24 protein-coding genes and 1 tRNA gene are annotated in these 23,937 nt (G+C 31.9%); 1 reads left to right on the forward strand and 24 read right to left on the reverse strand.

Annotated features, from left to right (window positions below):
• Positions 1-9 precede the first annotated feature (9 nt).
• Together B3040_RS11505 and B3040_RS11510 are read right to left on the reverse strand one after the other, a co-directional pair.
• Positions 10-1,671 (reverse strand): DAK2 domain-containing protein, encoded by a 1,662-nt coding sequence (locus B3040_RS11505; RefSeq protein WP_291573402.1) that lies wholly within the window; start codon positions 1,669-1,671, stop codon positions 10-12.
• Positions 1,672-1,683: 12 nt separating this feature from the next.
• Positions 1,684-2,034: an Asp23/Gls24 family envelope stress response protein gene (locus B3040_RS11510; protein ID WP_017414543.1), complete on the reverse strand. Its 351-nt coding sequence runs from the start codon at positions 2,032-2,034 to the stop codon at positions 1,684-1,686.
• Positions 2,035-2,431: 397 nt separating this feature from the next.
• Between B3040_RS11510 and rpmB the strand changes: the two genes are divergently transcribed.
• A complete protein-coding gene (gene rpmB, locus B3040_RS11515) occupies positions 2,432-2,623 on the forward strand; it encodes a 50S ribosomal protein L28 (RefSeq protein ID WP_017414544.1) in 192 nt (63 codons plus the stop codon).
• 230 nt (positions 2,624-2,853) lie between these two features.
• On the opposite strand, the gene B3040_RS11520 is transcribed toward rpmB, so the two are convergent.
• The 22 genes from B3040_RS11520 to spoIVA form a co-directional block, all read right to left on the reverse strand.
• Positions 2,854-3,018 carry a hypothetical protein gene (locus B3040_RS11520; RefSeq protein WP_291573407.1) on the reverse strand — a complete coding sequence of 55 codons (165 nt, stop codon included), beginning with the start codon at positions 3,016-3,018 and terminating at the stop codon, positions 2,854-2,856.
• Between the two features lie 197 nt (positions 3,019-3,215).
• Positions 3,216-3,854: a thiamine diphosphokinase gene (locus B3040_RS11525; protein ID WP_291573409.1), complete on the reverse strand. Its 639-nt coding sequence runs from the start codon at positions 3,852-3,854 to the stop codon at positions 3,216-3,218.
• A gap of 1 nt (position 3,855) precedes the next feature.
• Positions 3,856-4,506 (reverse strand): ribulose-phosphate 3-epimerase, encoded by a 651-nt coding sequence (gene rpe / locus B3040_RS11530; RefSeq protein WP_291573411.1) that lies wholly within the window; start codon positions 4,504-4,506, stop codon positions 3,856-3,858.
• Entirely contained in the window at positions 4,503-5,369 is an 867-nt protein-coding gene (rsgA, locus tag B3040_RS11535) for a ribosome small subunit-dependent GTPase A (RefSeq protein WP_291573413.1), read from the reverse strand. The genes rpe and rsgA overlap by 4 nt, the downstream gene beginning before the upstream one ends.
• Positions 5,370-5,404: 35 nt before the next feature.
• Positions 5,405-7,324, reverse strand: coding sequence for a Stk1 family PASTA domain-containing Ser/Thr kinase (pknB, locus tag B3040_RS11540; protein WP_291573415.1), 1,920 nt, complete (start codon positions 7,322-7,324; stop codon positions 5,405-5,407).
• Positions 7,302-8,048, reverse strand: a complete 747-nt coding sequence (locus B3040_RS11545) for a Stp1/IreP family PP2C-type Ser/Thr phosphatase (protein ID WP_291573417.1) — start codon at positions 8,046-8,048, stop codon at positions 7,302-7,304. The genes pknB and B3040_RS11545 overlap by 23 nt, the downstream gene beginning before the upstream one ends.
• A 4-nt stretch (positions 8,049-8,052) precedes the next feature.
• Positions 8,053-9,087: a 23S rRNA (adenine(2503)-C(2))-methyltransferase RlmN gene (rlmN, locus tag B3040_RS11550; RefSeq protein WP_291573418.1), complete on the reverse strand. Its 1,035-nt coding sequence runs from the start codon at positions 9,085-9,087 to the stop codon at positions 8,053-8,055.
• Positions 9,088-9,095: 8 nt separating this feature from the next.
• Positions 9,096-10,430 (reverse strand): 16S rRNA (cytosine(967)-C(5))-methyltransferase RsmB, encoded by a 1,335-nt coding sequence (gene rsmB / locus B3040_RS11555; RefSeq protein WP_291573420.1) that lies wholly within the window; start codon positions 10,428-10,430, stop codon positions 9,096-9,098.
• A gap of 14 nt (positions 10,431-10,444) precedes the next feature.
• Positions 10,445-11,125 carry a zinc metallopeptidase gene (locus tag B3040_RS11560; protein ID WP_291573422.1) on the reverse strand — a complete coding sequence of 227 codons (681 nt, stop codon included), beginning with the start codon at positions 11,123-11,125 and terminating at the stop codon, positions 10,445-10,447.
• A gap of 19 nt (positions 11,126-11,144) precedes the next feature.
• Positions 11,145-12,077 carry a methionyl-tRNA formyltransferase gene (gene fmt, locus B3040_RS11565; protein WP_291573423.1) on the reverse strand — a complete coding sequence of 311 codons (933 nt, stop codon included), beginning with the start codon at positions 12,075-12,077 and terminating at the stop codon, positions 11,145-11,147.
• Positions 12,078-12,143: 66 nt separating this feature from the next.
• The gene (gene def, locus B3040_RS11570) at positions 12,144-12,584 is read right to left on the reverse strand and encodes a peptide deformylase (protein WP_291573425.1); all 441 of its coding nucleotides are present in this window, start codon (positions 12,582-12,584) and stop codon (positions 12,144-12,146) included.
• A 23-nt stretch (positions 12,585-12,607) separates the two neighbouring features.
• Positions 12,608-14,821, reverse strand: a complete 2,214-nt coding sequence (gene priA, locus B3040_RS11575; RefSeq protein WP_291573427.1) for a primosomal protein N' — start codon at positions 14,819-14,821, stop codon at positions 12,608-12,610.
• Positions 14,822-15,126: 305 nt separating this feature from the next.
• Positions 15,127-16,323 (reverse strand): bifunctional phosphopantothenoylcysteine decarboxylase/phosphopantothenate--cysteine ligase CoaBC, encoded by a 1,197-nt coding sequence (gene coaBC / locus B3040_RS11580; protein ID WP_291573429.1) that lies wholly within the window; start codon positions 16,321-16,323, stop codon positions 15,127-15,129.
• A gap of 1 nt (position 16,324) precedes the next feature.
• Positions 16,325-16,543 (reverse strand): DNA-directed RNA polymerase subunit omega, encoded by a 219-nt coding sequence (gene rpoZ, locus B3040_RS11585; RefSeq protein ID WP_291573431.1) that lies wholly within the window; start codon positions 16,541-16,543, stop codon positions 16,325-16,327.
• A gap of 2 nt (positions 16,544-16,545) precedes the next feature.
• A complete protein-coding gene (gene gmk / locus B3040_RS11590) occupies positions 16,546-17,145 on the reverse strand; it encodes a guanylate kinase (RefSeq protein ID WP_017414559.1) in 600 nt (199 codons plus the stop codon).
• A gap of 1 nt (position 17,146) precedes the next feature.
• Entirely contained in the window at positions 17,147-17,422 is a 276-nt protein-coding gene (remA, locus tag B3040_RS11595) for an extracellular matrix/biofilm regulator RemA (protein WP_291573434.1), read from the reverse strand.
• Between the two features lie 13 nt (positions 17,423-17,435).
• The gene (locus tag B3040_RS11600) at positions 17,436-18,314 is read right to left on the reverse strand and encodes a YicC/YloC family endoribonuclease (RefSeq protein ID WP_291573436.1); all 879 of its coding nucleotides are present in this window, start codon (positions 18,312-18,314) and stop codon (positions 17,436-17,438) included.
• Positions 18,315-18,580: 266 nt separating this feature from the next.
• Positions 18,581-19,735 carry an aminotransferase class I/II-fold pyridoxal phosphate-dependent enzyme gene (locus tag B3040_RS11605; RefSeq protein WP_291573438.1) on the reverse strand — a complete coding sequence of 385 codons (1,155 nt, stop codon included), beginning with the start codon at positions 19,733-19,735 and terminating at the stop codon, positions 18,581-18,583.
• Between the two features lie 94 nt (positions 19,736-19,829).
• On the reverse strand, positions 19,830-20,813 hold the full coding sequence (locus B3040_RS11610; protein ID WP_291573440.1) for an asparaginase: 984 nt from the start codon (positions 20,811-20,813) through the stop codon (positions 19,830-19,832).
• 710 nt (positions 20,814-21,523) lie between these two features.
• A complete protein-coding gene (locus tag B3040_RS11615) occupies positions 21,524-21,733 on the reverse strand; it encodes a hypothetical protein (protein ID WP_017414564.1) in 210 nt (69 codons plus the stop codon).
• Between the two features lie 492 nt (positions 21,734-22,225).
• Positions 22,226-22,301 (reverse strand) — tRNA-Pro (locus tag B3040_RS11620).
• 162 nt (positions 22,302-22,463) lie between these two features.
• Positions 22,464-23,936 carry a stage IV sporulation protein A gene (gene spoIVA, locus B3040_RS11625; RefSeq protein ID WP_291573443.1) on the reverse strand — a complete coding sequence of 491 codons (1,473 nt, stop codon included), beginning with the start codon at positions 23,934-23,936 and terminating at the stop codon, positions 22,464-22,466.
• Position 23,937 lies beyond the last annotated feature (1 nt).

The following is a 23,937-nucleotide window of genomic DNA, read 5'->3' on the forward strand; positions in this document are numbered from 1 at the left end:
CGAAGGCTTTTATTCTACAGATGTAATAAAATAATATAGAGGTTGCTTTCCTTCAAAATATTGCACATCCATATGAGGATATTTTTCTTCTAAATCAGCAACTAATTCTTCCACTTTTTCCTCTTCACAATCTTCACCATAGAATATTGTAATAAGTTCGCTCTCTTCAGTTACCATGTTTTCTATAAGTTTTTTACACACTTCATAGATATCTGTGCCTATTTCATTAATTTTACCTTCTAAAATACCTAAAATATTGCCTTCTTTAATAGCTCTTCCATTGTCTTCAGTATCTTTAACTGCATAAGTTACTTCTCCTGAAACTACATTAGATAAACTTTCAGTCATTAAATTTTCATTTTCTTCAGTGTCTGTTTCTCCATTAAACATGGTTATAGCTGTAACTCCTTGAGGAATTGTTTTAGTTGGTATAACAACTACCTTCTTATCCTCGATTAAATCTACCGCTTGACTAGCTGTCATGATTATATTCTTATTGTTTGGTAATACAAATACCGTATCAGCATTAATTTTATTTATGCTATCAACTATATCCTGAGTACTAGGGTTCATAGTTTGACCGCCTTCAATTACTTGATCAACCCCTAAATCCTCAAATATAGCCTTTATACCTTCACCTCTTGCTACAGTAACAAAGCCATAAGGTTTATTAGGCTCATCAAAGCCTTCACTTGCTGTTTCATCTACTGCTTTTCCTGGTTCCATATCAGTTTCCAATAAGGATCTATGTTGTTCTCTCATATTATCAATTTTTATTTTTGATAATTCTCCCATCTTAACAGCCATAGATAAAACTTCACCTGGATCATTAGTGTGGATATGAACTTTTACGATATCTTCTAACCCAACTAAAACTATTGAATCTCCGCGTTTTTCTAACTCTACTTTAAATTTAGGAATATTTACACCCTCACTTAAAATTATGAACTCTGTGCAGTATCCAAATTTAATATCAGCAGGATTAATGTTAGCCTCAAGTGCTTGCGGTTGGAAGCCACTTTCTTTCACATGTCCTTCTCCAAACAATTCAACTTTCAAATCCTTGTCTAAGGCTTCTAACATCCCTTGTAAAAGTATTAAAAGTCCCATTCCTCCTGCATCTACAACCTTTGCTTGTTTTAATTGTGGAAGCATTTCAGGAGTTTTATCTAGCATAATTTTACTGTGATTGCATATATCTTGGAACAATGAAGTTATGTCCTCACTATTGCTACTCATTGCAGCTTCTCCCGCCGCTTTTATTATAGTAAGGATTGTACCCTCTGTTGGACGCATTACTGCTTTATAAGCAAAATTAGCCCCTTCTACCATACTAGCCTTTATATCTTCAATGGTAGCTTCTGATTTTCCTTCTAACCCTTTTGCTATTCCTCTGAAAATTTGAGAAAGAATAACCCCCGAGTTACCTCTTGCTCCCATTAAAGCACCTTTAGCTAATCTTTTGGAAACTTCTCCTAAAGTTTTATTATCTAAACCCTCAAGGTCAGTTGCTGCAGCTTTAAAAGTTAATGACATATTTGTTCCAGTATCTCCATCCGGTACTGGGAAAACATTTAACGAGTTTACATACTCTTTTTGCTCTTCTAATTTATTAGAGGCATTTCTTACCATGTTGCAAAAATCATGTCCGCTTATTTTTAAGTATTTCAATGTTGTTACCTCCTAAACTCTCACACCTTGAACATTTACTGTAACTTGTGAAACTTTAATGCCTGTAAAGTTTTCAACATTGTATCTAACCTTTTGTATAATGTTATTTGCAATTACAGAGATTTTTGTTCCATACTCTACTATTATATATAATTCAATAGTTATAACTTCGCCTTTAGAAATAATCTTAACACCTTTTCCAAGGTTTTCAGCTTTTAATAACTCCCATAATCCATCTTTTGCATTTTTTGAAGCCATACCAACAACGCCATAGCATTCCATGGTTGATATTCCAGCTATATTAGCTAAAACTTCTTCAGAATAATGTACATTACCTATTTCAGTGGTTATGCTAGCTTTCATATAAAAATTCCTCCTTAATTAGACCTTACCCTTATTTTATATTAAATTGCCAATTAATTCAACAAAATATGTATATGTAGGGAACCTAAGTTAAAACTAAGAGTATATAGGGATATAACTTAGTACCTTTAAACCTTTTGTATGAATAGATTGGACTTTCCTTACTGAAAATTATATTCATATAGGGTTTCCTTAGTAAAAGCTTACTTTACTCAGCTTTTAGAGCCTTGTGAACACCAATGTAGGTTACCTAGGTAAGTTAAGTCTCCAAATTAGTTCCCCATCCATATATATTAATTATTTTACTTAATACTTGCAAGTATTATAACAATTATGTTAAAATAGTTTATGTTTGATTTAGAACAATATTCTTGGTGACTTTAAGGAGGTGTATTAAATGTCAAGAAGATGTGATATATGTGATAAAGGTGTAGTTGCAGGAGCACAGTTCAGCCACTCACACCGTCAATCAAAAAGAACATTCGCTCCAAACCTAAAAAGAGTTAAAGCGATCGTTAAAGGTTCACCTAAAACTATCCATGTTTGTACAAGATGCTTACGTTCTGGTAAGGTACAACGTGCAGTTTAAGCATAAAAAAATGCAACTTTAATGTGTTGCATTTTTTTATTTTCTTAAATTTTATAAAACTTAACTAAAACTAGCAAGGAAACTTCCCTGCTAGTTTTAGTTACCTATGTTGTTTTCTAATAAATAACCTTATTATTTTGGATAAGAATTTAGGCAGTTTAATAACTTTTATTGTCATTTAATTCCTCCTCACACATTTGTATTTATGTTAAAATAATAAATTAGTTAATTTAATTACCCTCCATTATCTTCCATCCAACTATAATAATTACACCACCCATAGCCATTATCCATCCCCAAAATGGAATAAGCATAGATAACACAACTCCAGCACCAACTGCTACTGCTGCTGCTCCAATCTTTTTTTTGGTTCTCCTCCCACAAAATCTTGACATCTTTTATTCCCCCACGAATACTTTTATTACCAATATATGATAAACTTTCACATTTGCTACAAATAATAAATTATTGTTATAAATTTTATTTTTTATATTTATTTAGCACACTAATGATTATTTATTTAGTTTTAAAAATACCACAACATTCTTTCTTAAGTACTTTTTTTCGCAAATAAAAAAGTGTAGCACATTGGCTACACTTTATCTTTTGCTCTAATTATCATAAGTATTCCACTACTAAATTCTATCTCTACTTCCTTATTCTTAAACTTATTAGATAAGGTTAAGTTATTACTTGTGCTTAAATCAAAGTTTTCTAGTGGATATTTTGCCCCTTTTATAGTTAGTCCCTTAACATTTTCAAAGTAACTAAGAAGTGAAAAACTGTCTCCCTCTATCCCTTCTAAAGTAAGAGACTTATCTGATAGATATATCACGTTACACTGATCTATAATATAAGCTTTTATGCCCATTTTTAGTGCTCTGTATAGCACACAAATATTTCCTAGAAAATGATCTAATCTCTTTCCTGTACACCCAAGAAAAATCACTTCTGAAGCACCTAACTCCTTAGCTTTATCTAAAGCTAGATCACTATCCGTGTAATCCTTGTCTATCGGAAAATTTATAATTGGACAGGAAGTTTTCATTTTCTCTAATATGTGGGGGGCTATAGAATCAAAATCTCCTAATAAATAATCAGGATTAATGCCATAATTGTACAGCACATTTGCTCCACCATCAGCCGCAATAATAATAGAATTTTCATCTAAGTATCTATGTATTAATTCCTCACTTGGAGCATCTCCTCCACCTATTATGATCGCCTTCATGCTAAATCCCTTCTTTTAAAGCCTTTATATTTTCTTCAATATTATTATTCTTAAACACTGCTGAGCCAGCTACTATAACATTTGCACCACTGTTTACCACTGTGCCTATATTGGTGCTATCAATACCACCATCTACTTCTATAAGTAAGTTCTTATTATATTTTTCTGCTAACTCTTTAACCTCTTTAATTTTATCTCCACAATATGGTATGTATTTTTGTCCACCGAATCCAGGATTTACAGACATTATTAAAACCATATCTAAGTTAGGAATTAAATGTTTAATAGAATTAACTGATGTTGCAGGATTTAATGAAACTCCTGCCTTTACTCCAAAGCTCTTAATATAATTTATAGTTCTATCTAAATGTCTATCAGCCTCATAATGCACAGTTATAATATCTGCTCCTGCATCTACAAAATCCTTAATATATCTTGAAGGTTCTTCAATCATTAAATGTACGTCAAAGGTAAGTTTTGTTAAGCCTCTAATTGATTTTATTATAGGCACTCCAAAAGATATATTAGGCACAAACATTCCATCCATAACATCTATATGAATCATATCTGCACCATACTTCTCTAGGCTTACAATATCTTCTCCAAGTTTTGAAAAATTTGCTGATAATATTGATGGTGAAATTTTTATCATTTCCAGTTCCCCCTACTTATTGCTTCTTCTAATGTTTTTACATAAAATTTGTATCTAATTTTATTTATCTCTCCTAGTTCCAAAGCAGCTTTTACAGCACACCCTGGTTCCTTATGGTGAAAACAATTATTAAACTTACATTGGTCACTATACAGCTTAAACTCCGGAAAACAGTACTGTAAATCTTCTTTACCAATGAAATCTAGTTCTAAGGAAGAAAAGCCTGGAGTATCCACTAGAAAACCCTCTTCCACTTGGATTAACTCACTATGTCTTGTGGTATGTTTACCTCTTTTAGCTTTTTCACTAATTTCTCCAGTTTTCATCTTTTCTCTTCCTATGAAACTGTTTAAAAGAGTAGATTTGCCAACTCCAGATGGTCCGCAGAACACACTTATGTTGTCTTTTATCTTTTCCTTTAATCCTTGAACACCAACACCATGTTTTGCTTCTAAGTACAAAACATCATAGCCAACATTTTTTAATACTTCGCCTATTTCTTTATGCTCTTCTGTTGCTAAATCCATTTTATTAAAGCATACCACTGCCTTTAAATCGTTATATTCGCAAAGCACCAAAAACTTATATAACAGCTCTAAGTTTAAATCTGGCTCCTTAAAGGCAAACACAACAAAAGCTTGAGTAACATTGGCCACTACAGGTCTAATTAGCTCAGTGTGTCTTGGTAGAATTTCATTTATAACTCCTGTTTTATCTTTTTCAATTTCTATTACCACATAATCGCCAATCATAGGGGTAAGTCCACTGTGTCTGAACTTACCTCTAGCTTTGCATTCATATATTTCTTTATCTACATCTACGTAATATAATCCACCAATTCCTTTAACAATTACGCCTTCCATGTTACCTCCAATTGTTTTTCTTAATCCTTCATTTTTTAATCATTCTTATCATCATCTTTTTTAGCAGCTGTAGTTAATGTTATTGTAGTGCCTTTCTCTACCTTGCTATTTGGAGCCTTATCTTGTTTTTCAATTACATTTTTAGTGTCTCCGTTAACTTGTAAATTTAATCCCAGTTCTTTTGCTATATCCTGTGCATCCTTTACTGATTTACCCACAAAATTTGGTACTGTAATCTTGCCTGCATCTGGATCTTGGTACTTGTAGTAATTTACTGATATAGTCTCTTGTTCCTTAACCATTGTATTTGGCGCAATACTTTGATTAAATATTTTCCCGTCCTTAGACTTATCATCTGTCAATACCGCAGTAGCTTCTCCTAGTTTTAAATTTGAAACAGCTAGAACATTCTTAGCTTCATCCAATGTCATATTTGATAAATCTTTAACCTTTTGGTATTTAATTGCAGAGCCCTTACTTATAACTAAATTTACTATATCGTTCTTTTTAAGCTTTGCCTTAGGACCTGGATCAGTACTAATTACTAATCCTTGAGCTACTTCCTCAGAATTTTCCTCAGTTATCTTGCCTACCTTAAATCCTAAGTTTACAATGTAGTCTTGTGCCACACTCTTGTCTAATAACTTAAGGTCAGGAAGTTCCGCTTCCTCTGGTCCAATGCTTATCCTAACTCTAACTTCGCTTTCCTTTTTCACTACAGTGCCTTCATTTGGGAAAACCTGTAGTATTGTTCCTTTAGGTTTATCACTCTTTTCTTCACTTAAAACCACAAACTTTAAACCTAAATCCTCTACAGTCTTTTGCCCCTGTTCTTTAGGCTGCCCTGTTATTGTTGGAACTTTTATTTCATTCTTAGCTCCACCACCTGAGCTTAAGGAAATGAAAAATTTACCTGCAAATAGACCTAATACTATGGCAAGAATTACAGCTACTGAAGCAATAATCCATTTTTTATTCTTATTATTCACCTTAGGACTTCTTTTTTTAACTCTTCCATCATCATTATCATCTTCATATTCATCTTCTTCATAAGAATCTACAGTAGCTTTAACATCAACAGGGTCCATAACTCTAGTAAATTCATTTTCCTGTTTTGAGTTTATTATTGTGTAAGCTTGATTGCTTTGTATTTTCTTTAAATCATTTAATATATCTGTTACAGTTTGATATCGTCTAGCAGTTTCCTTCTCGGTAGCCTTTAAAATTAAGTTATTTAAACTCTCAGGAATACTTCCAATAAGTAGTCTTGGAGATATAACTGGCTCTTGAATGTGTTTTAAAGCCACTGAAACAGCACTCTCTCCATCAAAAGGAACCTTTCCTGTTATCATCTCATACAGTACTATACCTAAAGAATAAATATCCGTTCTATAGTCTACTATCTTCCCCTTTGCTTGCTCAGGAGAGAAATAATGTGCAGATCCTATCACTTTACTGGTATGAGTTATGGTATCTGAAGAAGCAGCCTTTGCTATACCAAAATCAGTTACCTTTACTGTGCCATCTTCCGTTACTAAAATATTATGAGGTTTTATATCTCTATGAATAATATTATTTTTGTGTGCACATTCTAAAGCCTTTGCAATCTGAATTCCAATACTTAAAGTATCATCTACACTAAGTCTTCCTCTTTCTTGAATTACTTCCTTTAAAGTTTTTCCATTAACAAGTTCCATAACAATATAGTTAATATTATTATCACTACCTACATCATAAATATTTACTATATTATTGGCTGAAAAGCTTGCAGCAGCTGCTGCTTCTTTCCTAAACTTATTCATAAATTCTAAGTTATTAGAATACTCTTCTTTAAGAATCTTTACAGCTACATATCTATTTAATAGAAGGCATTTAGCTTTATAAACTACAGCCATTCCACCTTCGCCTATCTTCTGGAGCAGTTGATATCTACTACCTAATATGGTTCCAATCATGTGTACACTCTCCTTTAAAAATGATAACAGAAATATTATCTTTCCCGCCTTTTTCTTTACTACGCTCTATTAATCTTATGCTGCTATTACTGATATCATTATTTATAATACTTAGGATTTCTTCCTCAGTTACTTCATTAGTTAATCCATCTGAACATAACATTACTGTACTTATGTTTTGTAAATCTAAAGGATAATAATCTCCCTTAATAGAAATTTTTGTTCCTACAGCCCTAGTAATAACATTTTTGTTTGGATGATTTACTGCTTCTTCTGCTGTAATGGTACCATTATCTAAAAGTTCCTGTACTAGGGAGTGGTCCTTAGTAACTTTTATTAATTCTCCTTTTGAAACCACATAACAACGACTATCCCCTACATTAGCTACAATAAGCTTATTTCCCTTAACATAAGCTACTGTAAGAGTAGTTCCCATACCACTGCAATTTTCATTTAATACTGCATATTTATAAACGTTTTTATTTGCCTCATCTATTGCACCTTCTAATGCTTGCTCCATGTCATAGTCGTTACAATGAGTTTTAATGTATTCTAATACACTATCCACTGCAATTTTACTTGCCACCTCACCAGCATTATGGCCTCCCATGCCATCAGCAATTACAAATATGCTAAACTCACTATCTTCATAAAATCCTACGGTATCTTCATTGAGGGTTCTTTTGTTCCCTAAATCTGTTTCTATACCTATTAATCTCCCCATATAGTTATGACTCCTTCTTTTTTAAATAACTTCTTCTAAGTTGTCCACATGCAGCATTTATATCAAGTCCCATTTCTCTTCTTATGGTTGTTTCAATACCACTTTTAACCAAAATATCCTTGAACTTGTTAATTGCCTCCATATTGGACTTTTTAAGTGTACTTTCACTTATTTCATTAATAGGAATTAAATTAACATGACAAAGCATCCCCTTTAAAATCTTTGAAAGTTCCTCAGCATTGTCCTTTGTATCATTAAACCCCTTAACTAATGCATACTCAAAAGTAATTCTTCGATTTGTTTTGCCTATGTAATACCTACAAGCTTCTAAGAGTTCCTCTATTGTATAGGCATTTGCAATAGGCATTGTTTGCTTTCTAATTTCATCACTTGGTGCATGGAGCGAAATTGCTAAGGTTATTTGCAAATCCAAATCAGCAAGTGACTTTATCTTTGGTACTATTCCACAGGTTGAAAGCGTAATATGCCTTTGACCAATATTTAATCCATACTCAGCATTTACATTATATATAAATTTTAACACATTTTCAAAATTATCTAAAGGCTCTCCACTGCCCATAAGTACAACATTAGAAATTCTCTCTTTTAGTTCACTTTGAGCTCTTATTATCTGACCCAATATTTCACCACTAGTTAAATTTCTTACTACTCCCCCTATAGTTGAAGCACAAAACTTACATCCCATTTTGCAACCTATTTGAGTAGAAACACAAATAGAGTTACCATGTTTATATTTCATAACTACAGACTCAATAACATTTCCATCTCTTAAAAGAAATAAATGTTTTTTCGTGTCTTCTCTTTTAGAACTGTAGGTTTCTATAATCTCTGGGATACCTACGTAAAAACTCTCCTCTAATTTTTCAAGAGTAGCTTTAGGAATATTAGTCATTTCACTAAAACTCCAGACTTCTTTGTATATCCAATCCATTACTTGCTTTGCTCTAAAATCCTTTTCTTTATTATCTTTCATCCATTGTTTTAACTCTTGCAAATCTAAATCCAAAATATTTTTCATCTTCTCACCTACTTATTTCTACGAATTTTAGCTACAAAAAATCCATCCATATACGAATTAGGGAGTATGGTTGCAAAACCTTCTTCATGGTAAATAATATTATCTGATTTTCCAAAATAAACCTTTTCCACAGTAAACTCTGGATTTTTACTTATAAACCACTTTATATTTTCTTCATTTTCCTCTTTATTCAAGGTGCAAGTAGAATATAAAATTACTCCTTGTTCCTTAACATACTTAGCTGCATTAATCATTATCTTCCTTTGAATTTTTACAATTTCCTGTAGCTCCTTAGCATTTTTATTATACTTAATTTCTGGCTTTTTTCTTATAATTCCAAGACCTGAACAAGGCACATCAATAAGAACGCTATCAGCTTTTTCACTAAGGCTCTCTTCATACTTTGTAGCATCTAATATAGATAAGCTAATATTACTTAGCCCAAGTCTTTCTGTATTCTCTTCTATTAATCTAAGTTTATGTTCGTATATGTCAAAAGCTAGTATCTTTCCTGTATTATTCATTAGTTCTCCAATATGGGTAGTTTTTCCTCCTGGAGCACTACACAGATCTAAAATGGTACTATTTTCTTCCACATCCATGGTTGGAGCTACCAACATAGCACTTTCATCCTGTACAGTAATATATCCATCTTTAAATAGAGGATTTTCTTCAATACTTCTTCCTCTAGTTATTTTTATTGCTTCTGGGCAAACATACCCTTCCTCTATCTGATAACCATGTTCTTCTAACCTATTAAATATCTCTTCATAATCTCCCTTGGTGGAATTTACTCTTACAGTAATATCTGGTCTTTGGTTTAGTCCTGATAAAATCTTCTCACAAACTTCCATTCCATACTGTTCATTGAATAACTTTACCATCCATTGAGGAAAGGAATATTTGAAGGCTAACTCTTCAAAAATATTCCCCTCCTTCCAATAAACTTCCTCTTCCTTATTTCTTAAATAATTTCTTAGTACCCCATTAGCTACCTTAGAAGCACCTAACGATACATACTTTTTAACTAAGTTTACTGCTTCGTTAACAGCAGCAAATTCTGGTACCTTATCTAAATACCTGATTTGATAAATAGTTATTCTTAAAACATTTAATAAAAATCTATCTGTTTTATCAAAATTATTTTTTAGAAATCCTTTTAAAATCTTGTCTATGGTATATTTATATTTTATTGTGCCATAAACAATTTCCGTTACTAAACCTTTATCCTTTTGATCTAAACTGCTACTATTAAGCATATTTCCAAGTACAATACTTGAATATGCTTTGTTATAAAATACTTCATTTAATACATCTACAGCTATTTTTCTAGCATTATCCATTATCTTCCCTCAACTTATCTTTCTCTGTCACTTAGTGCAATTAACCTTAGTAATTGTGCAATAGCAGTAAGTGCTGCTGCCACATAGGTAAATCCCGCTGCTCTTAACACCTTTTTGGTTCCAGTTAATTCATCCTCATGAAGTATATTTCTATCTTTTAATATAGCTACAGCCCTATTTGATGCATTAAATTCCACGGGTAATGTGACTATTTGAAATAAAACCACTGCAGTAAAAAGTAAAATACCTAAATTAACTAAAGCTGGCATGGATAAAATAAACCCTAGAATAAAAAGCATCCAAGATGCACTAGACCCAAGATTTGCAATAGGAACCATAGCCATTCTAATTTTTATAGGTACATACCCATCCCTGTGCTGAATTGCATGCCCCACTTCATGGGCTGCAACCCCAATAGATGCAATGGAAGCTCCGTAAAATACGTCCTGGGATAACCTTACTACATTTTCTTTTGGGTCGAAGTGGTCTGTTAATTTCCCTCCAATAGGAACTACTGGTACATGAAATAACCCATAGCCATCTAATATCATTCTTGCCACTTGGCTTCCTGTATAACCATTTCTACTATAAACCTTTGAATATCTTGAATAACTAGCTTGTATGTTAAATTGTGCCCAGGTAGCAATTATTAACGCTGGTAATAAAATCAGCATAGTTGAATCAAAATAAAACATATTAATCTCTCCTTAAATTTTATTTGTGTAATACTTCTTTTTCCTCTATACTGTTTCCTTTAATATACTCTGCTACTTTAAGAGGTTTTTTATTTGGAAACTGTACTTCTGTAATAAGCAAAATCTTATCTTTAGTTGAAACTCTTATTCCCTCACTATTCACCTTTAGAATTGTTCCAGGTAATTCTGTTGATTCCTCCTGTAAAACTTTAGTGCTTATTAACTTCATAGACTTATCCTTATAGAAAGTATAGGCCATAGGAAATGGGTTTAAACCTCTCACAAAGTTGTGAATTTCTTCTGCACTTCTTTGCCAATTAATATTTGCCATTTCCTTATTTAGCATACTTGCATAAGAAGTTATAGTATCTCCTTGTTTTACTGGCACTATTTCATTATTGTATACACCTTTAATTGTATCTACTAATAACTTTGCACCATCTGCCATTAGTAAATCATGAAGCTCTCCCGCCGTCATGCTTTCTGTAATTTCAATTTGGCTTTTTAAAAGCATATCCCCAGTGTCAAGGCCTACATCCATAAGCATAGTAGTATTTCCACTGGTCTTTTCACCTTCCATCACCGCAAAGTTTATTGGAGCTGCGCCTCTATACTTTGGAAGCAGAGATGCATGTAAGTTTATACATCCGTACTTAGGTATATCTAAAACTTCCTTAGAAAGAATTTGTCCAAAGGCCACTACAATTATAAAGTCTAACTCCATATCTTTAAGCTTATCTATTAGTTCTTTATCCTTTTTTAATTTTTCTGGTTGATACACTGGAATATCATATTTTAGTGCTGCCTCTTTAACAGAGGACATGGCCAAAGCTTTTCCTCTACCTTTAGGCCTATCTGGTTGAGTTAATACTGCTTTAACTCCAAATTCTTTCACAATAGCTTCAAAGGAAGGTACTGCAAATTCTGGTGTTCCCATAAAAACTATATTCATTTATTTACTTCCTTTCTTTAATGACTTATTAACAAATTAATTATTATACTAAAGGATTTTATATAGTTACTTTTTTACTTTATCCGTGTAAAGTATCCCATCTAAATGGTCTATTTCATGACAAAATGCCCTTGCTAGAAAATCCTCTCCTTCAAGTTCTATCTCTTGTCCATTTTGGTTTAATCCTTTAACCTTAACATATTCAGGACGTATTACCCTTCCCTGCTCCCCAGGAATACTTAAACATCCTTCTAAAGCTTCTATAGCTCCTCTTTGCTTTATTATCTCTGGATTAATTAATACTATAGGTCCCTGTCCTACATCTATAACTACAATTCTCTTAAGGATTCCTACTTGTGGTGCTGCAAGTCCTACACCATTTGCATCATACATAGTTTCTAACATATCTTTAATTAAAACCTTAGTTCTATCATCAATATTTTTAACTACCTTACTTTTTTTTCTTAATACTTCCTCTTCTTTAGTTCTAATTTTCCTTAGTGCCATTGTTATATATTCCTCCTGCCTATCTACAATAAATTATTTGGGTTAACATCTAAACCCACCTTAATATAATTATGAACTGAGTTTAACTCATTGTAGGTAATGTCCTTAATCTCCTCAGCTAATTCTGTGGTAAATTCTCCCTTAATAAGTATCTGCCACCTATAGGCACTCTTAATTTTAGAAATCCCACAGGGACATGGTCCTAATACTTCAATTTTATCATTATTATCTAGTTTTATGTGTAGTTTGTCACCTAAATCTTGTATACTTTTTATTAATAATTTTTCATCCTCACTACTTAGGTTTATAGCTAATATTTTAGCAAAAGGTGGATAATTCATAGCTCTCCTAATTTCTATTTCTTCCTTATAAAAACTTTTGTAGTCATTTTCCACAGCATATTTTATACTAAAACTTTCTGGTGTATAGGTTTGAACCACCACTCTTCCAGGTTTCTTTCCTCTCCCTGCTCTTCCAGAAACCTGAGTTATTAACTGAAAGGTTCTTTCACTGGCTCTATAATCTGGAAGATTTAAGGATAAGTCTGCTGCAATAACTCCCACTAAGGTTACATTAGGAAAATCTAACCCCTTAGCTACCATTTGTGTTCCAATCAAAACATTATGTTCCTCATTTCTAAAGCTATTATAGATCTTTTCATAGGAATTTTTCCCTCTAGTAGTATCAAAATCCATCCTAAGAGTTCTCGCCTCTGGAAATACTTTTTTTACTTGGTCCTCTAATTGTTCTGTACCAATACCAAAGTATTTTACATATTTACTCTTACATCTTGGACAGGTGTTTACTAACTGCCTCTTAGCTCCACAATAGTGGCAAGTCAGATTTGAAGAATAATTATGGTAGGTTAATGCTATATCACAATTGCTGCACTTAAAAACAAAACCACATTTTCTACAGGAAACAAAGGTTGAAAATCCTCTTCTATTTAAAAATAATATTGCTTGCTCCTTGTTAGCTAATGTGTGTTTTAATCCTGAAAAAAGACTTGCACTAAAAATAGATTTATTATCATTCATAAGTTCTTCTCTCATATCAACGATTTTTACTTGTGGCAGCATTGCACCATCAGCTCTTTCACTTAAAGTTATAAGCATGTATTCTCCCTTGGTCGCCTTATAATAGCTTTCAATGGCTGGCGTAGCAGAGCCTAATACAACTTTGCAGCCCTCTATGTCACTTTTAAGTTCAGCTATATCTCTAGCATTATACTTTGGATCACTATCTGATTTATAACTAGCCTCATGCTCCTCATCAATGACAATAAGCCCCAAATTTGAAAAAGGTAAAAAAATTGCTGACCTAGCTCCAATGGCCACCTTAACCTTGCCCATCTTTACCCTCATCCACTCATCAAATCTTTCACCATCACTAAGCTTACTGTGAAATATTGCTACATTCTTTCCAAAACGACCTTTAAATCTCTCTACCATTTGTGGAGTAAGAGAAATCTCTGGAATTAAAATGATTGAGTCTTTTCCATTTTCCATTGCTTTTTTTACTAAATTCATATAAATTTCTGTTTTCCCACTACCTGTTACCCCATGAATTAAAAACTTTTTCCCTTTAGAATTCATAATAGTATTAACAGCTTGTTGTTGCAAGGAATTTAAGGTTCTTTCCTCATAATTATTATATTGTCTATCGTTATATCTATTTATAATAGCTTCTTCTAATATTAAGAAGCCATGTTTAATTAAAGTGTTTATCGATGATACAGAAAAACCAAACTCATTTGAAAGTTGCTGTTTACTATAGTTTCCATCGTTTTCTTTTATAAACTCTAATATTTTCTTGTAGCTTTCTTTTTCATACTTTGTTGTTAGAGGTTCCCCTAAAACAACCACATTTTTAGTTTTGAACTTCATACCTTTAGTAATTCCACTTGGAATAAATACCTTAATACACTCTAAATAAGTACATAGATATTTAGCCCTCATAATTCCAATAAGAGAAATATCCTTCTCCCTTATAACCTGAAAATCATCACCTATTTCAATTATAGCCTTTAATTTGCTAAGGCTTTTTGCATCCAGCTCTACATACTCATATAACTGAACAATAAAACCATCAATATTTTTATTTCCCATTCCAAAAGGAACCTTAACTCTTTGGCCAAGATTAATTTTATTTTTTAATCCCTCAGGAACTTTATATGTAAATATCTTATCAACTTTTACAGAATCATTATTTACAATCACTCCAGCATAGTTATACATAGGTTTATCTCCCTTCACAAGAGTGTATTTATTTTTTCCAATAACTACATTTTCTATTAGGCATATGAAAATAAATAACAAGTCAAAGATGTGAAAGATATTTTGAGTTCACAAGTAAGCTTGTGCTGACAAGGAAACTGTTTCCTTAGATAGTGGAGATATCTAATGGTTCTGTTAACGCAGTATAACACAAAATAGACCAGGATACTGACTTATTTATTTTTTGAAGATGCCCTATATAATCTATAGTTATTTTTAGATTCTTTAAATAAGAGTAAGAAAAAAAGCGACATTGTCGCTTTTGACTAATCATTCTTATGTTTTAGTACTAAGTCAAAAATTTTCTGTCCTACTAATCTCTTAGACATCGAATCTAACTCTGTAATTTCACCTTTATTACTAATTATAGTTACCTTGTTACTGTCACTAGCAAATCCAGCATCCTTACTAGTAATATCATTAGCTACTATATAATCTAAGTTTTTTTTGCTTAGTTTTCCTTTTGCATTTTGTAAAACTTCATTACTTTCTGCTGCAAAACCAATTAGTACTTGATTTTTCTTCCTATCTCCAAGGGTTTTTAGTATATCATTATCCCTTGTAAATTCTAAAACTAAGTCTCCTGAACCTTTTTTAATCTTTTCTTCAGAATAATTCTTTGCTTTATAATCAGCTACAGCTGCAGATTTTATAACTATATCGCAACTATCATATTCTTGTAAAACCGAATTCAACATTTCCTCATTGGTATTTACAGGTACAATCTTAACACCAAATGGAGGCCTTAAGCTTGAAGGACCAGTTACTAAAACTACCTCAGCACCTCTGTCTCTTGCTTCTTCTGCAATGGCATATCCCATTTTACCCGTAGATTTATTTGTTATAAATCTTACTGGGTCAATAGCAGAAACTGTTGGTCCTGCTGTTACTAATACTTTTAATCCCTTTAAGTCCTTAGGTTCATACAATGCAGAAATTACTCTTTCAGCAATTAATTCTGTATCTGCGAGTTTTCCATCTCCTACATCTCCGCAGGCTAATCTTCCACTAGCAGGTTCAATAAAATCATAACCATAAGCTTTAAGCTTTCTCATATTTTCTTGAACTATAGGATTATTATACATGTTTGTATTCATTGCTGGAGCAAACATCACAGGAGCTTTAGTAGCCATAATAGTGGTTGATAGCATATCATCAGCTATACCATTTGCTACTTTCCCCATAATATTGGCTGTTGCTGGTGCAATAAGCATTAAATCAGCTTTTTTAGCTAAGGATATATGCTGTATTTCCCATGCTCTAGGTTCTTCAAACATGTTGTGTATAACCATATTTTGACTTAGGGATTGAAAGCTAAGAGGTGTAACAAATTCTGTAGCAGCTTTTGTCATTATTACATGAACATTTATATTTGCTTTTCTTAATCTACTGATTACATCTAAAGCCTTATAAACTGCTACCCCACCGCTCACTCCAATAACAACAGTTTTTTGCTGCTCCATTTTACTTTATGCCTTCTTTCGTAGTCTCTGCTTCAATTGCTCCCTCATTAATTTCATTAATAGCAATAGTCAAAGGCTTATTAGACTTAACAGTAATAAATGGTTTTTCACCTTCAATTATTTGTCTTGCTCTTTTTGAAGTTGCAACAACAAGAGAATATCTATTATCAACTTTCTCTAATAGATCTACTATAGATGGATTAATCATTGAATTGCTCATTACTAAAACCTCCCTAATAATTCATCTTTAATTTTAAAAACTCTACATTTTTCTGCAGTAATAATACTTTCAATTTTCTTCACTGCCTCTTCAACCTCATCATTAACTACAGCGTAGTCATACTTTGATGCAAAACTTATTTCATCATAGGCAGCTTCTAATCTAGTTTTTAATGATTCTGGAGTTTCACTTCCTCTATTTGTAATTCTGCTTTTTAATTCTTCCATCGATGGTGGCAAAATGAATATAAATATTCCTTCTGGATAAGCAGACTTGATTTTCAACGCACCCTGAATATCAATTTCAAGAATTACATCTCTTCCTTGCTCTAGCACCTCAAAAACCTTTGATTTAGGAGTTCCATAAAAATTGCCATAGACTTCCGCATACTCTAAAAAGTCGTTGCTGTCTATTTTTTGTAAAAATTCCTCTCTATTGACAAAGAAGTAGTTTATACCCTCTACTTCTCCCACTCTAGGAGATCGAGTTGTAGCAGAAACAGATATCCAAATATCATTTTGTTGTAGCAAAGCCTTACAAACTGTACCTTTACCAGCACCAGATGGACCAGATATTACTAATAATTGTCCCTTAGCTGACATTTTAATCTTCAACCTCTTCTATATGCTGTTCTTCATCCTTAGAAGAAAGTCTATGAGCTACAGTCTCTGGTTGTACTGCAGATAAGATTACATGGTCACTATCTGTAATAACTACTGCTCTTGTTCTTCTTCCGTAAGTTGCATCAATAAGCATTCCCCTATCTCTTGCCTCTTGAATTATTCTTTTTATTGGTGCTGATTCTGGGCTTACTATAGCTACTATTCTATTTGCTGAAACAATGTTTCCAAATCCTATGTTTATAAGCTTTATATTCATTAGTCGCCTCCTGTTATTCTATGTTCTGAACTTGTTCTCTAATTTTTTCAATCTCACTTTTTATATCCAAGGCTAAATTTGTTAGCTCCAAATCATTTACTTTAGATGCTATTGTATTAGTCTCTCTATTCATTTCCTGTACAATAAAATCTAATTTTCTTCCTATAGGCTCGCTCAAAGTTAAAGTTTGTTGCATTTGATGAATATGGCTCTTTAGTCTTACAATTTCTTCATCTACTCCTGTTTTATCTGCCTGAAGAACAACTTCCATAGCAATTCTATTTTCATCAAACTGTGACTCTTCAATAAGTTCCTTAACCTTCTTTGTAAGCTTTTCTCTGTATTCTTTTGATACCTCTGGAACTCTATCACTTATTCTTTCAACATATTGTAAAATCAATTCACATTTATCATTAATATCCTTAAAAAGCTTTTGACCTTCTTCTTCTCTCATTCTGATTAAGTTATCTACCGCTTCATTTATTGGATTTAATAAAATGTTCCAAACTGCATCTACATCTTCTTCTCTTTGCTTTAATGTAACTACCTCTGGAAATCTAGCTAAATTTGTTACTGAAATGTCATCCCTTAACTCATACTTACCCTGAATAGTCTTTAAACACTTCATATAGCTATCCATTAAATTCTCATTTAATACTGCTTCAATGTCGTCTCTATTAAAGGTGTTTTGAGTTATAAACACATCGACTTTTCCTCTTTTTATTTTTTCATTAAGAATCTTTCTAATATTATCTTCTAATGAAATTAAGGCTCTTGGCATTCTCACATTAAATTCAAAGTATCTATGATTAACAGATTTCATCTCAACAACATAGTTTGAATCCTTTTGTTCACTAGTACCTCTGCCAAACCCCGTCATGCTTTTTATCATAACAACGCTTCCTTCCGAACATTTCCTAAATTCAAAGTCTATTATACATAAATTATATCCTTAATTTCAAGTTAAAAATACAAGAATATAAAAGAAAAATGAAAGATTTATAAGAAAACTTAAGAAATCTACTGATAATTAAGATTTTAAAAGTTTTTATTTGTATATTTTAAAAACTTGAGGCTATATTACTAAATCATTTCTAGTAATATAGCCTCAATTAATATTAATCCTTATTAAGCTTTTAGTCTATAGTTTTTCTAATATTAATTATCATATCTTGGTAAGGATGCTAATCCTTCTTCTATTATCTGCCAAGAACAGGTTAATGCAATTCTAAAGTAATCATACCCTAAAGTTCCAAAGCAAGATCCTGGTGTTACCACCAAGCCATACATATCCAAAATTTCCGAACAAAATTCATGAGTTGTATATCCTTTTGGAGTTTTACACCAAATATAAAAAGTGCTTTCAGTAGTGAAGAATTGAATATTTTTTTCTTTAAGTACCTTTTCAGCTACTGTCCTTCTTTTAAAATATACTTTTCTTATTTCATCACCATAAGTCTTATCTAGGTTTAATGCTGTAACAGCTGCCTTTTGTATGGGAATAAATTGACCTGAGTCCAGATTGCTCTTAACCTTAACAAGAGCAGCTATAACCTCCTTATTCCCAACTGCATAACCTATTCTAAATCCTGTCATATTATATAGTTTAGAAAGGGTTCCAAATTCAACTGAGTGCTTATTTTTATCAAATTGCAATATACTAAGTGGACTTTCTTCTGGGCTTATTATTTCGCTATAAGCAGCATCATTGCATAGGACTATATTACTTTCCTCACAAAACTTAACTACTTCACTAAAAAACTCACCACTGCCTTTAGCACCAGTAGGGTTATTTGGGTAGTTAATGAACATTAATTTTGCTTTTGTACAAACTTCCTTGGGAATTTCAGTAAAATCCACCAAATAATCATTGCTCTCTTTTATAGGTACAGTGTAAGGTATACAGCCCCAAAGCTTTGAAGCTGATGAATAAACAGGATAACCTGGTTCTGGAACTATAACTGCATCTTTAATATCACAAACTGCTGGAATTACATTGCTAATACCTTCTTTTGAGCCGATTAAAATAGCTACCTCTTCTAATTCTAAGTGAACTCCAAACCTGTTTTTATAGTAATCTATAACTTGATTTTTTAGATAATTAATTCCATCATAAGGAGGATATTTATTAAACCCTACCTCATCAAATCCTTGAACTAAAGCATCAAGAATTGAAGGCTCTACAGGTAAATCTGGATCACCTATGCTTAAATCAATAATTTTCTTGCCTTCTTTTCTTCTTTTTTCTTTTATGCCGTCAATAGTTTTAAAATGATATACACCTATAGAATCTAATCTGTTGTTTATTTTCATATCATCACCCTGAATAAATGTTATAAAATATGTTATTCAGAGTGTGCTAAAATTGTTACAGCTTACTACTAGGTTCTAAATCAAGTTCATACCTTTAGTAATGACCATTTTCGAAAGTTTCTCTTATTTCTCTTAAATCATTAGTTTTTCCAAGGGCTAACATCAACTTTATTCTAGCCTTTTGACCTGGAAGGCTTTCACCAAAAATAGCACCAGCATTTCTCAAGCCTTTTCCTCCACCTGGATATCCATAGCTATCTAAAACTCTTCCCTTATAGCATCTCGAAACTATTACCACAGCCACTTGTTTTTCTATTGCTCTTTCTACAGCTTCAGCCATTTTAGGTGGAATGTTTCCTCTTCCCATAGCTTCAATAATTAATCCTTTTGCCCCTTCTTGCACGCAGAAATCTATTAGCTTACCATCCATACCAGCACAAGCTTTTATTAGTTCTACATTAGTCTCTACTTTATTTGTGTCAATATGATTTTTATTCAAACTATCTCTATAGAAAATAGCCTGGTTGTTATCTACAATTCCAATTGGTCCGAATTCAGGGCTTTGAAAGGTATTTAAGTGCATTGAATGTGTTTTTGTAACTTCACTAGCACAATTTAACTCATCATTTAAACAAACTAAAACCCCTCTATTTCTTGCTTCTTTTGAAGTAGCAGTACAAATAGCCGCTGCTAAATTAGCTGGACCATCATACCCTAGCTCCGAACTATTTCTCATTGACCCTGTGACTACCACTGGTTTTTCACTTTTTATAGTTAAATCTAAAAGATACGCTGTTTCTTCTAAACTATCAGTTCCATGAGTAACAACTACTCCATCTACATCTTCTCTATCTAAAAAACTTTTAACATAATCAGATAACTTCATCATTAACTCTGGAGTCATATGTGGTCCTGGTAAGCTAGAGAAAGTATACGATTCCACCTCTGCATGAGCTTCTATACCTGTTACCATTGACATAATCTCTTCTCCAGTTAGCGTAGGTACTGCTGCTTGAATTTTTGGATCAACTTTCATTGATATAGTTCCACCATTAAATATTACTACTACTTTATTCACTTTTGTAACCTCCCAAGAATAAAAACTACTATAATTAATTCATTTATATTTTACACCAACCTTTTAAGATTTACATCAAAATGTTGAATATTATTAAATATTTTATATATGGTTAATAAAATAATCACATTACCTCAACTCTATTTTTAAACTTTTCTTTTGTATGAACTAGTTGTTCTAAAAAATTTTATACTTAGTTGCAGAATTCTTAATGTGCACTTGGGCTTCTTTGTAATCCTTAATAAAAATTATATATAAGATATTTGTTAAATAATGAATACGTTCATTTTGCGGAGTTATTTTGGAATTAAATTTGGACTAAATAAAGGTTTCTTTGTGATCAAGCTGCGTTTATTTCACGGAAGTAATTTACTTAAACTAAGTAATCACAAGTCTAATAAACAGACCTTAAAGAAAATGATAGTCTTGAAGCTACAAAATGTTGTCAGAATAAAAGTGAGTGCTTTTATATAGCACTCACTTTTATCTAACTTCAATTTTTTAAGATTCACAAGCTTTCAAGTAAATTTTTTAGATTTTATAAAATAGTAAAAACAGTAACTTTATAAGGCTTTCCAAGTAAAAAAGTATTTTATTCTTAATGAAAACACCTCAAGTAACCCATGTAGATTTCACCTATAAGTTAAGTTTTGACTTTTATTTCTTGTATATACTTGGCGAAATTTTAATTCAAAATATATAAGTTTAAATTATATGCTTATTTCCTTTTTTTCTAAGTAATGAAATATTTCTTTTTCTATTTCATCTGTACAATTGTCATCTAATGTAACCGTCTTAATAAATCCATCTAAGGCTCTCATTTCTATCTTACACACTTGATCACCACTTAATAGGTCTTTGTCTCTTTCAAATTTGTTAATAGTATACCCTTCATCAATATAATCCCTTATTTTTTTCATTTTAACTCCTCCTTAGATAAGAATTATTTTTATTTTATAATATTATTATCTGCTATTTAAATGAACATATCCTATGACATTTTATATAATTAAGTTAGTACTTTTCTGTATTTCTATTATTTGACCACTAGATTCAAGAATATTTAAGTAATAAAACTAAGTGTAATCACTTAAATCTATAAAAAATCTATTAATTTCTCTATATTACTATTTTTGCTTATAAGTTTTTAATTATTCTGAAAATTCTAGGAATAATTAAGTCTTTACAGTTAATTTACAATTTACCCTAATTATTCATTTTTTTATTAAACATTAAAAATTAGGGTAAGAAAACTTTAACCCTATAATTGACTTACTTTCCTTCTGAACTTTATGTTGTTGTAATAAGATATATCCTAAAGATTACAATATGTTACTTATGAAAAAGCCTTAAATAAAAACATAAAAATAAACCTTAGGATCTATAAAGATTCCATAAGGTTTACTTTGCTTTGGTCTGAGTGACAGGACTTGAACCTGCGACCCCAAGCCCCCCAGACTTGTGCGCTACCATCTGCGCTACACCCAGATATATTACATTTCGTAATAAAATTATTATTTCTATTACTTTTAGAACTTTATTATATCAAAATTTAAAGGTTTTTCAAATACTTTCATATGAAATTTTATTTTGAATATAGTTTTGAGTTATAGAACTTCTTCTATAACTCAAAACTAGGTTTATTGTTAATTATAAGATTATACAGATTAGTCCACCATTACCTTCATTGATAATTCTTTGAAGAGTTTTTTGAAGTTTAACTTGAATATCCTCTGGCATTTTATAAAGCTTATTTTGAAGCCCTTCTTTAACAAGTTCTTCTAGTGATTTTCCGAACATATTACTTTGCCAAATTTGTGCTGGATCATTATCAAACTGCTCTATAATAGCATTATAGAATTCTTGACTTTGCTTTTTGTCACCAGTAATTGGAGTAACCTCAGTTTCAATGTCTGCTTTTATAATGTGTAATGAAGGAGCAGAAGCTTTAAGTTTTACAACTCCATTTTTCTTATCAATATTTGGCTCTTCGAATTTAATTTCACTTAACTGTGGAGCCACTAGTCCATAACCTGTCTCATTAACGTCCTTTAAAGCTTGTGCAATCTTATCATACTCTGTTTTTGCTTTATGATAAGAAGCCATAAGACTTAACAAGTCATTTTCATTCTTGATATCTGTATTACATACTTCCCCAAGAATTTTATAGAATAACTCCTGTTTAGGATTAATATCTACACAAGAAGTTCCATCTCCCATATTCATTTCTTTTACGTTTATGTTTGATAAGAACTCTATTCCCTTAAATGCATCTAGGCATCTCTTTATGTCTCTAACCTTAAATATATCTTTGCACATTGCTTTAAGTATGGTCATAACATTAACCTTTAACCAATGCTTAGAATTTAGGCTTTCCATCCATTGAGGCATGTCTATACTTATTTCCTTTACAGGGAACTCTTTTAGAACATTTCCAAATATGGCAGCTATATCATCTTCATCCATGTTCATTATATCCATGATTGTAACTGGAACATCATATTTTTCTTCTAACTCTCTTTGAAGCTCTATAGTTTCTTGTCCTTTAGGGCTTAAGCTATTAAGAAGAATAATAAATGGTTTATTTATAGCTTTTAGTTCATTTACAACTCTTTCTTCAGCCTCTACATAATCCGCTCTATTTAACCCTGTTATAGAACCATCTGTAGTAACAACTATTCCAATAGTTGAATGATCAGTAATAACCTTTCTTGTGCCAATCTCAGCTGCTTGCTCAAATGGTATTTCATAATCAAACCATGGTGTTGTTACCATTTTAGGAGCATTTTCTTCATTATATCCTAATGAACTTTTTACTACATAACCAACGCAATCTACCATTCTTACTTTAAATTTTGTACCACCCTCAAAGCGTATTTCCACAGCTTCGTTTGGAACAAATTTTGGCTCAGTGGTATGAATTGATTTCCCAGAACCACTTTGTGGAAGCTCATCCTTTGCTCTTTCCTTTTTATGCGGATTTTCAATATTAGGAATCACCATAAGTTCCATAAATCTCTTTATGAATGTAGATTTTCCTGTCCTTACAGGACCTACAACCCCTACGTATATGTCCCCTTGAGTTCTTTCTGCAATATCTTTGTATATATCAAAGTTTTCCAAG

The sequence above is a fragment of the Clostridium sp. UBA4548 genome, from assembly GCF_002387895.1.
Lineage (GTDB): Bacteria > Bacillota > Clostridia > Clostridiales > Clostridiaceae > Clostridium_J.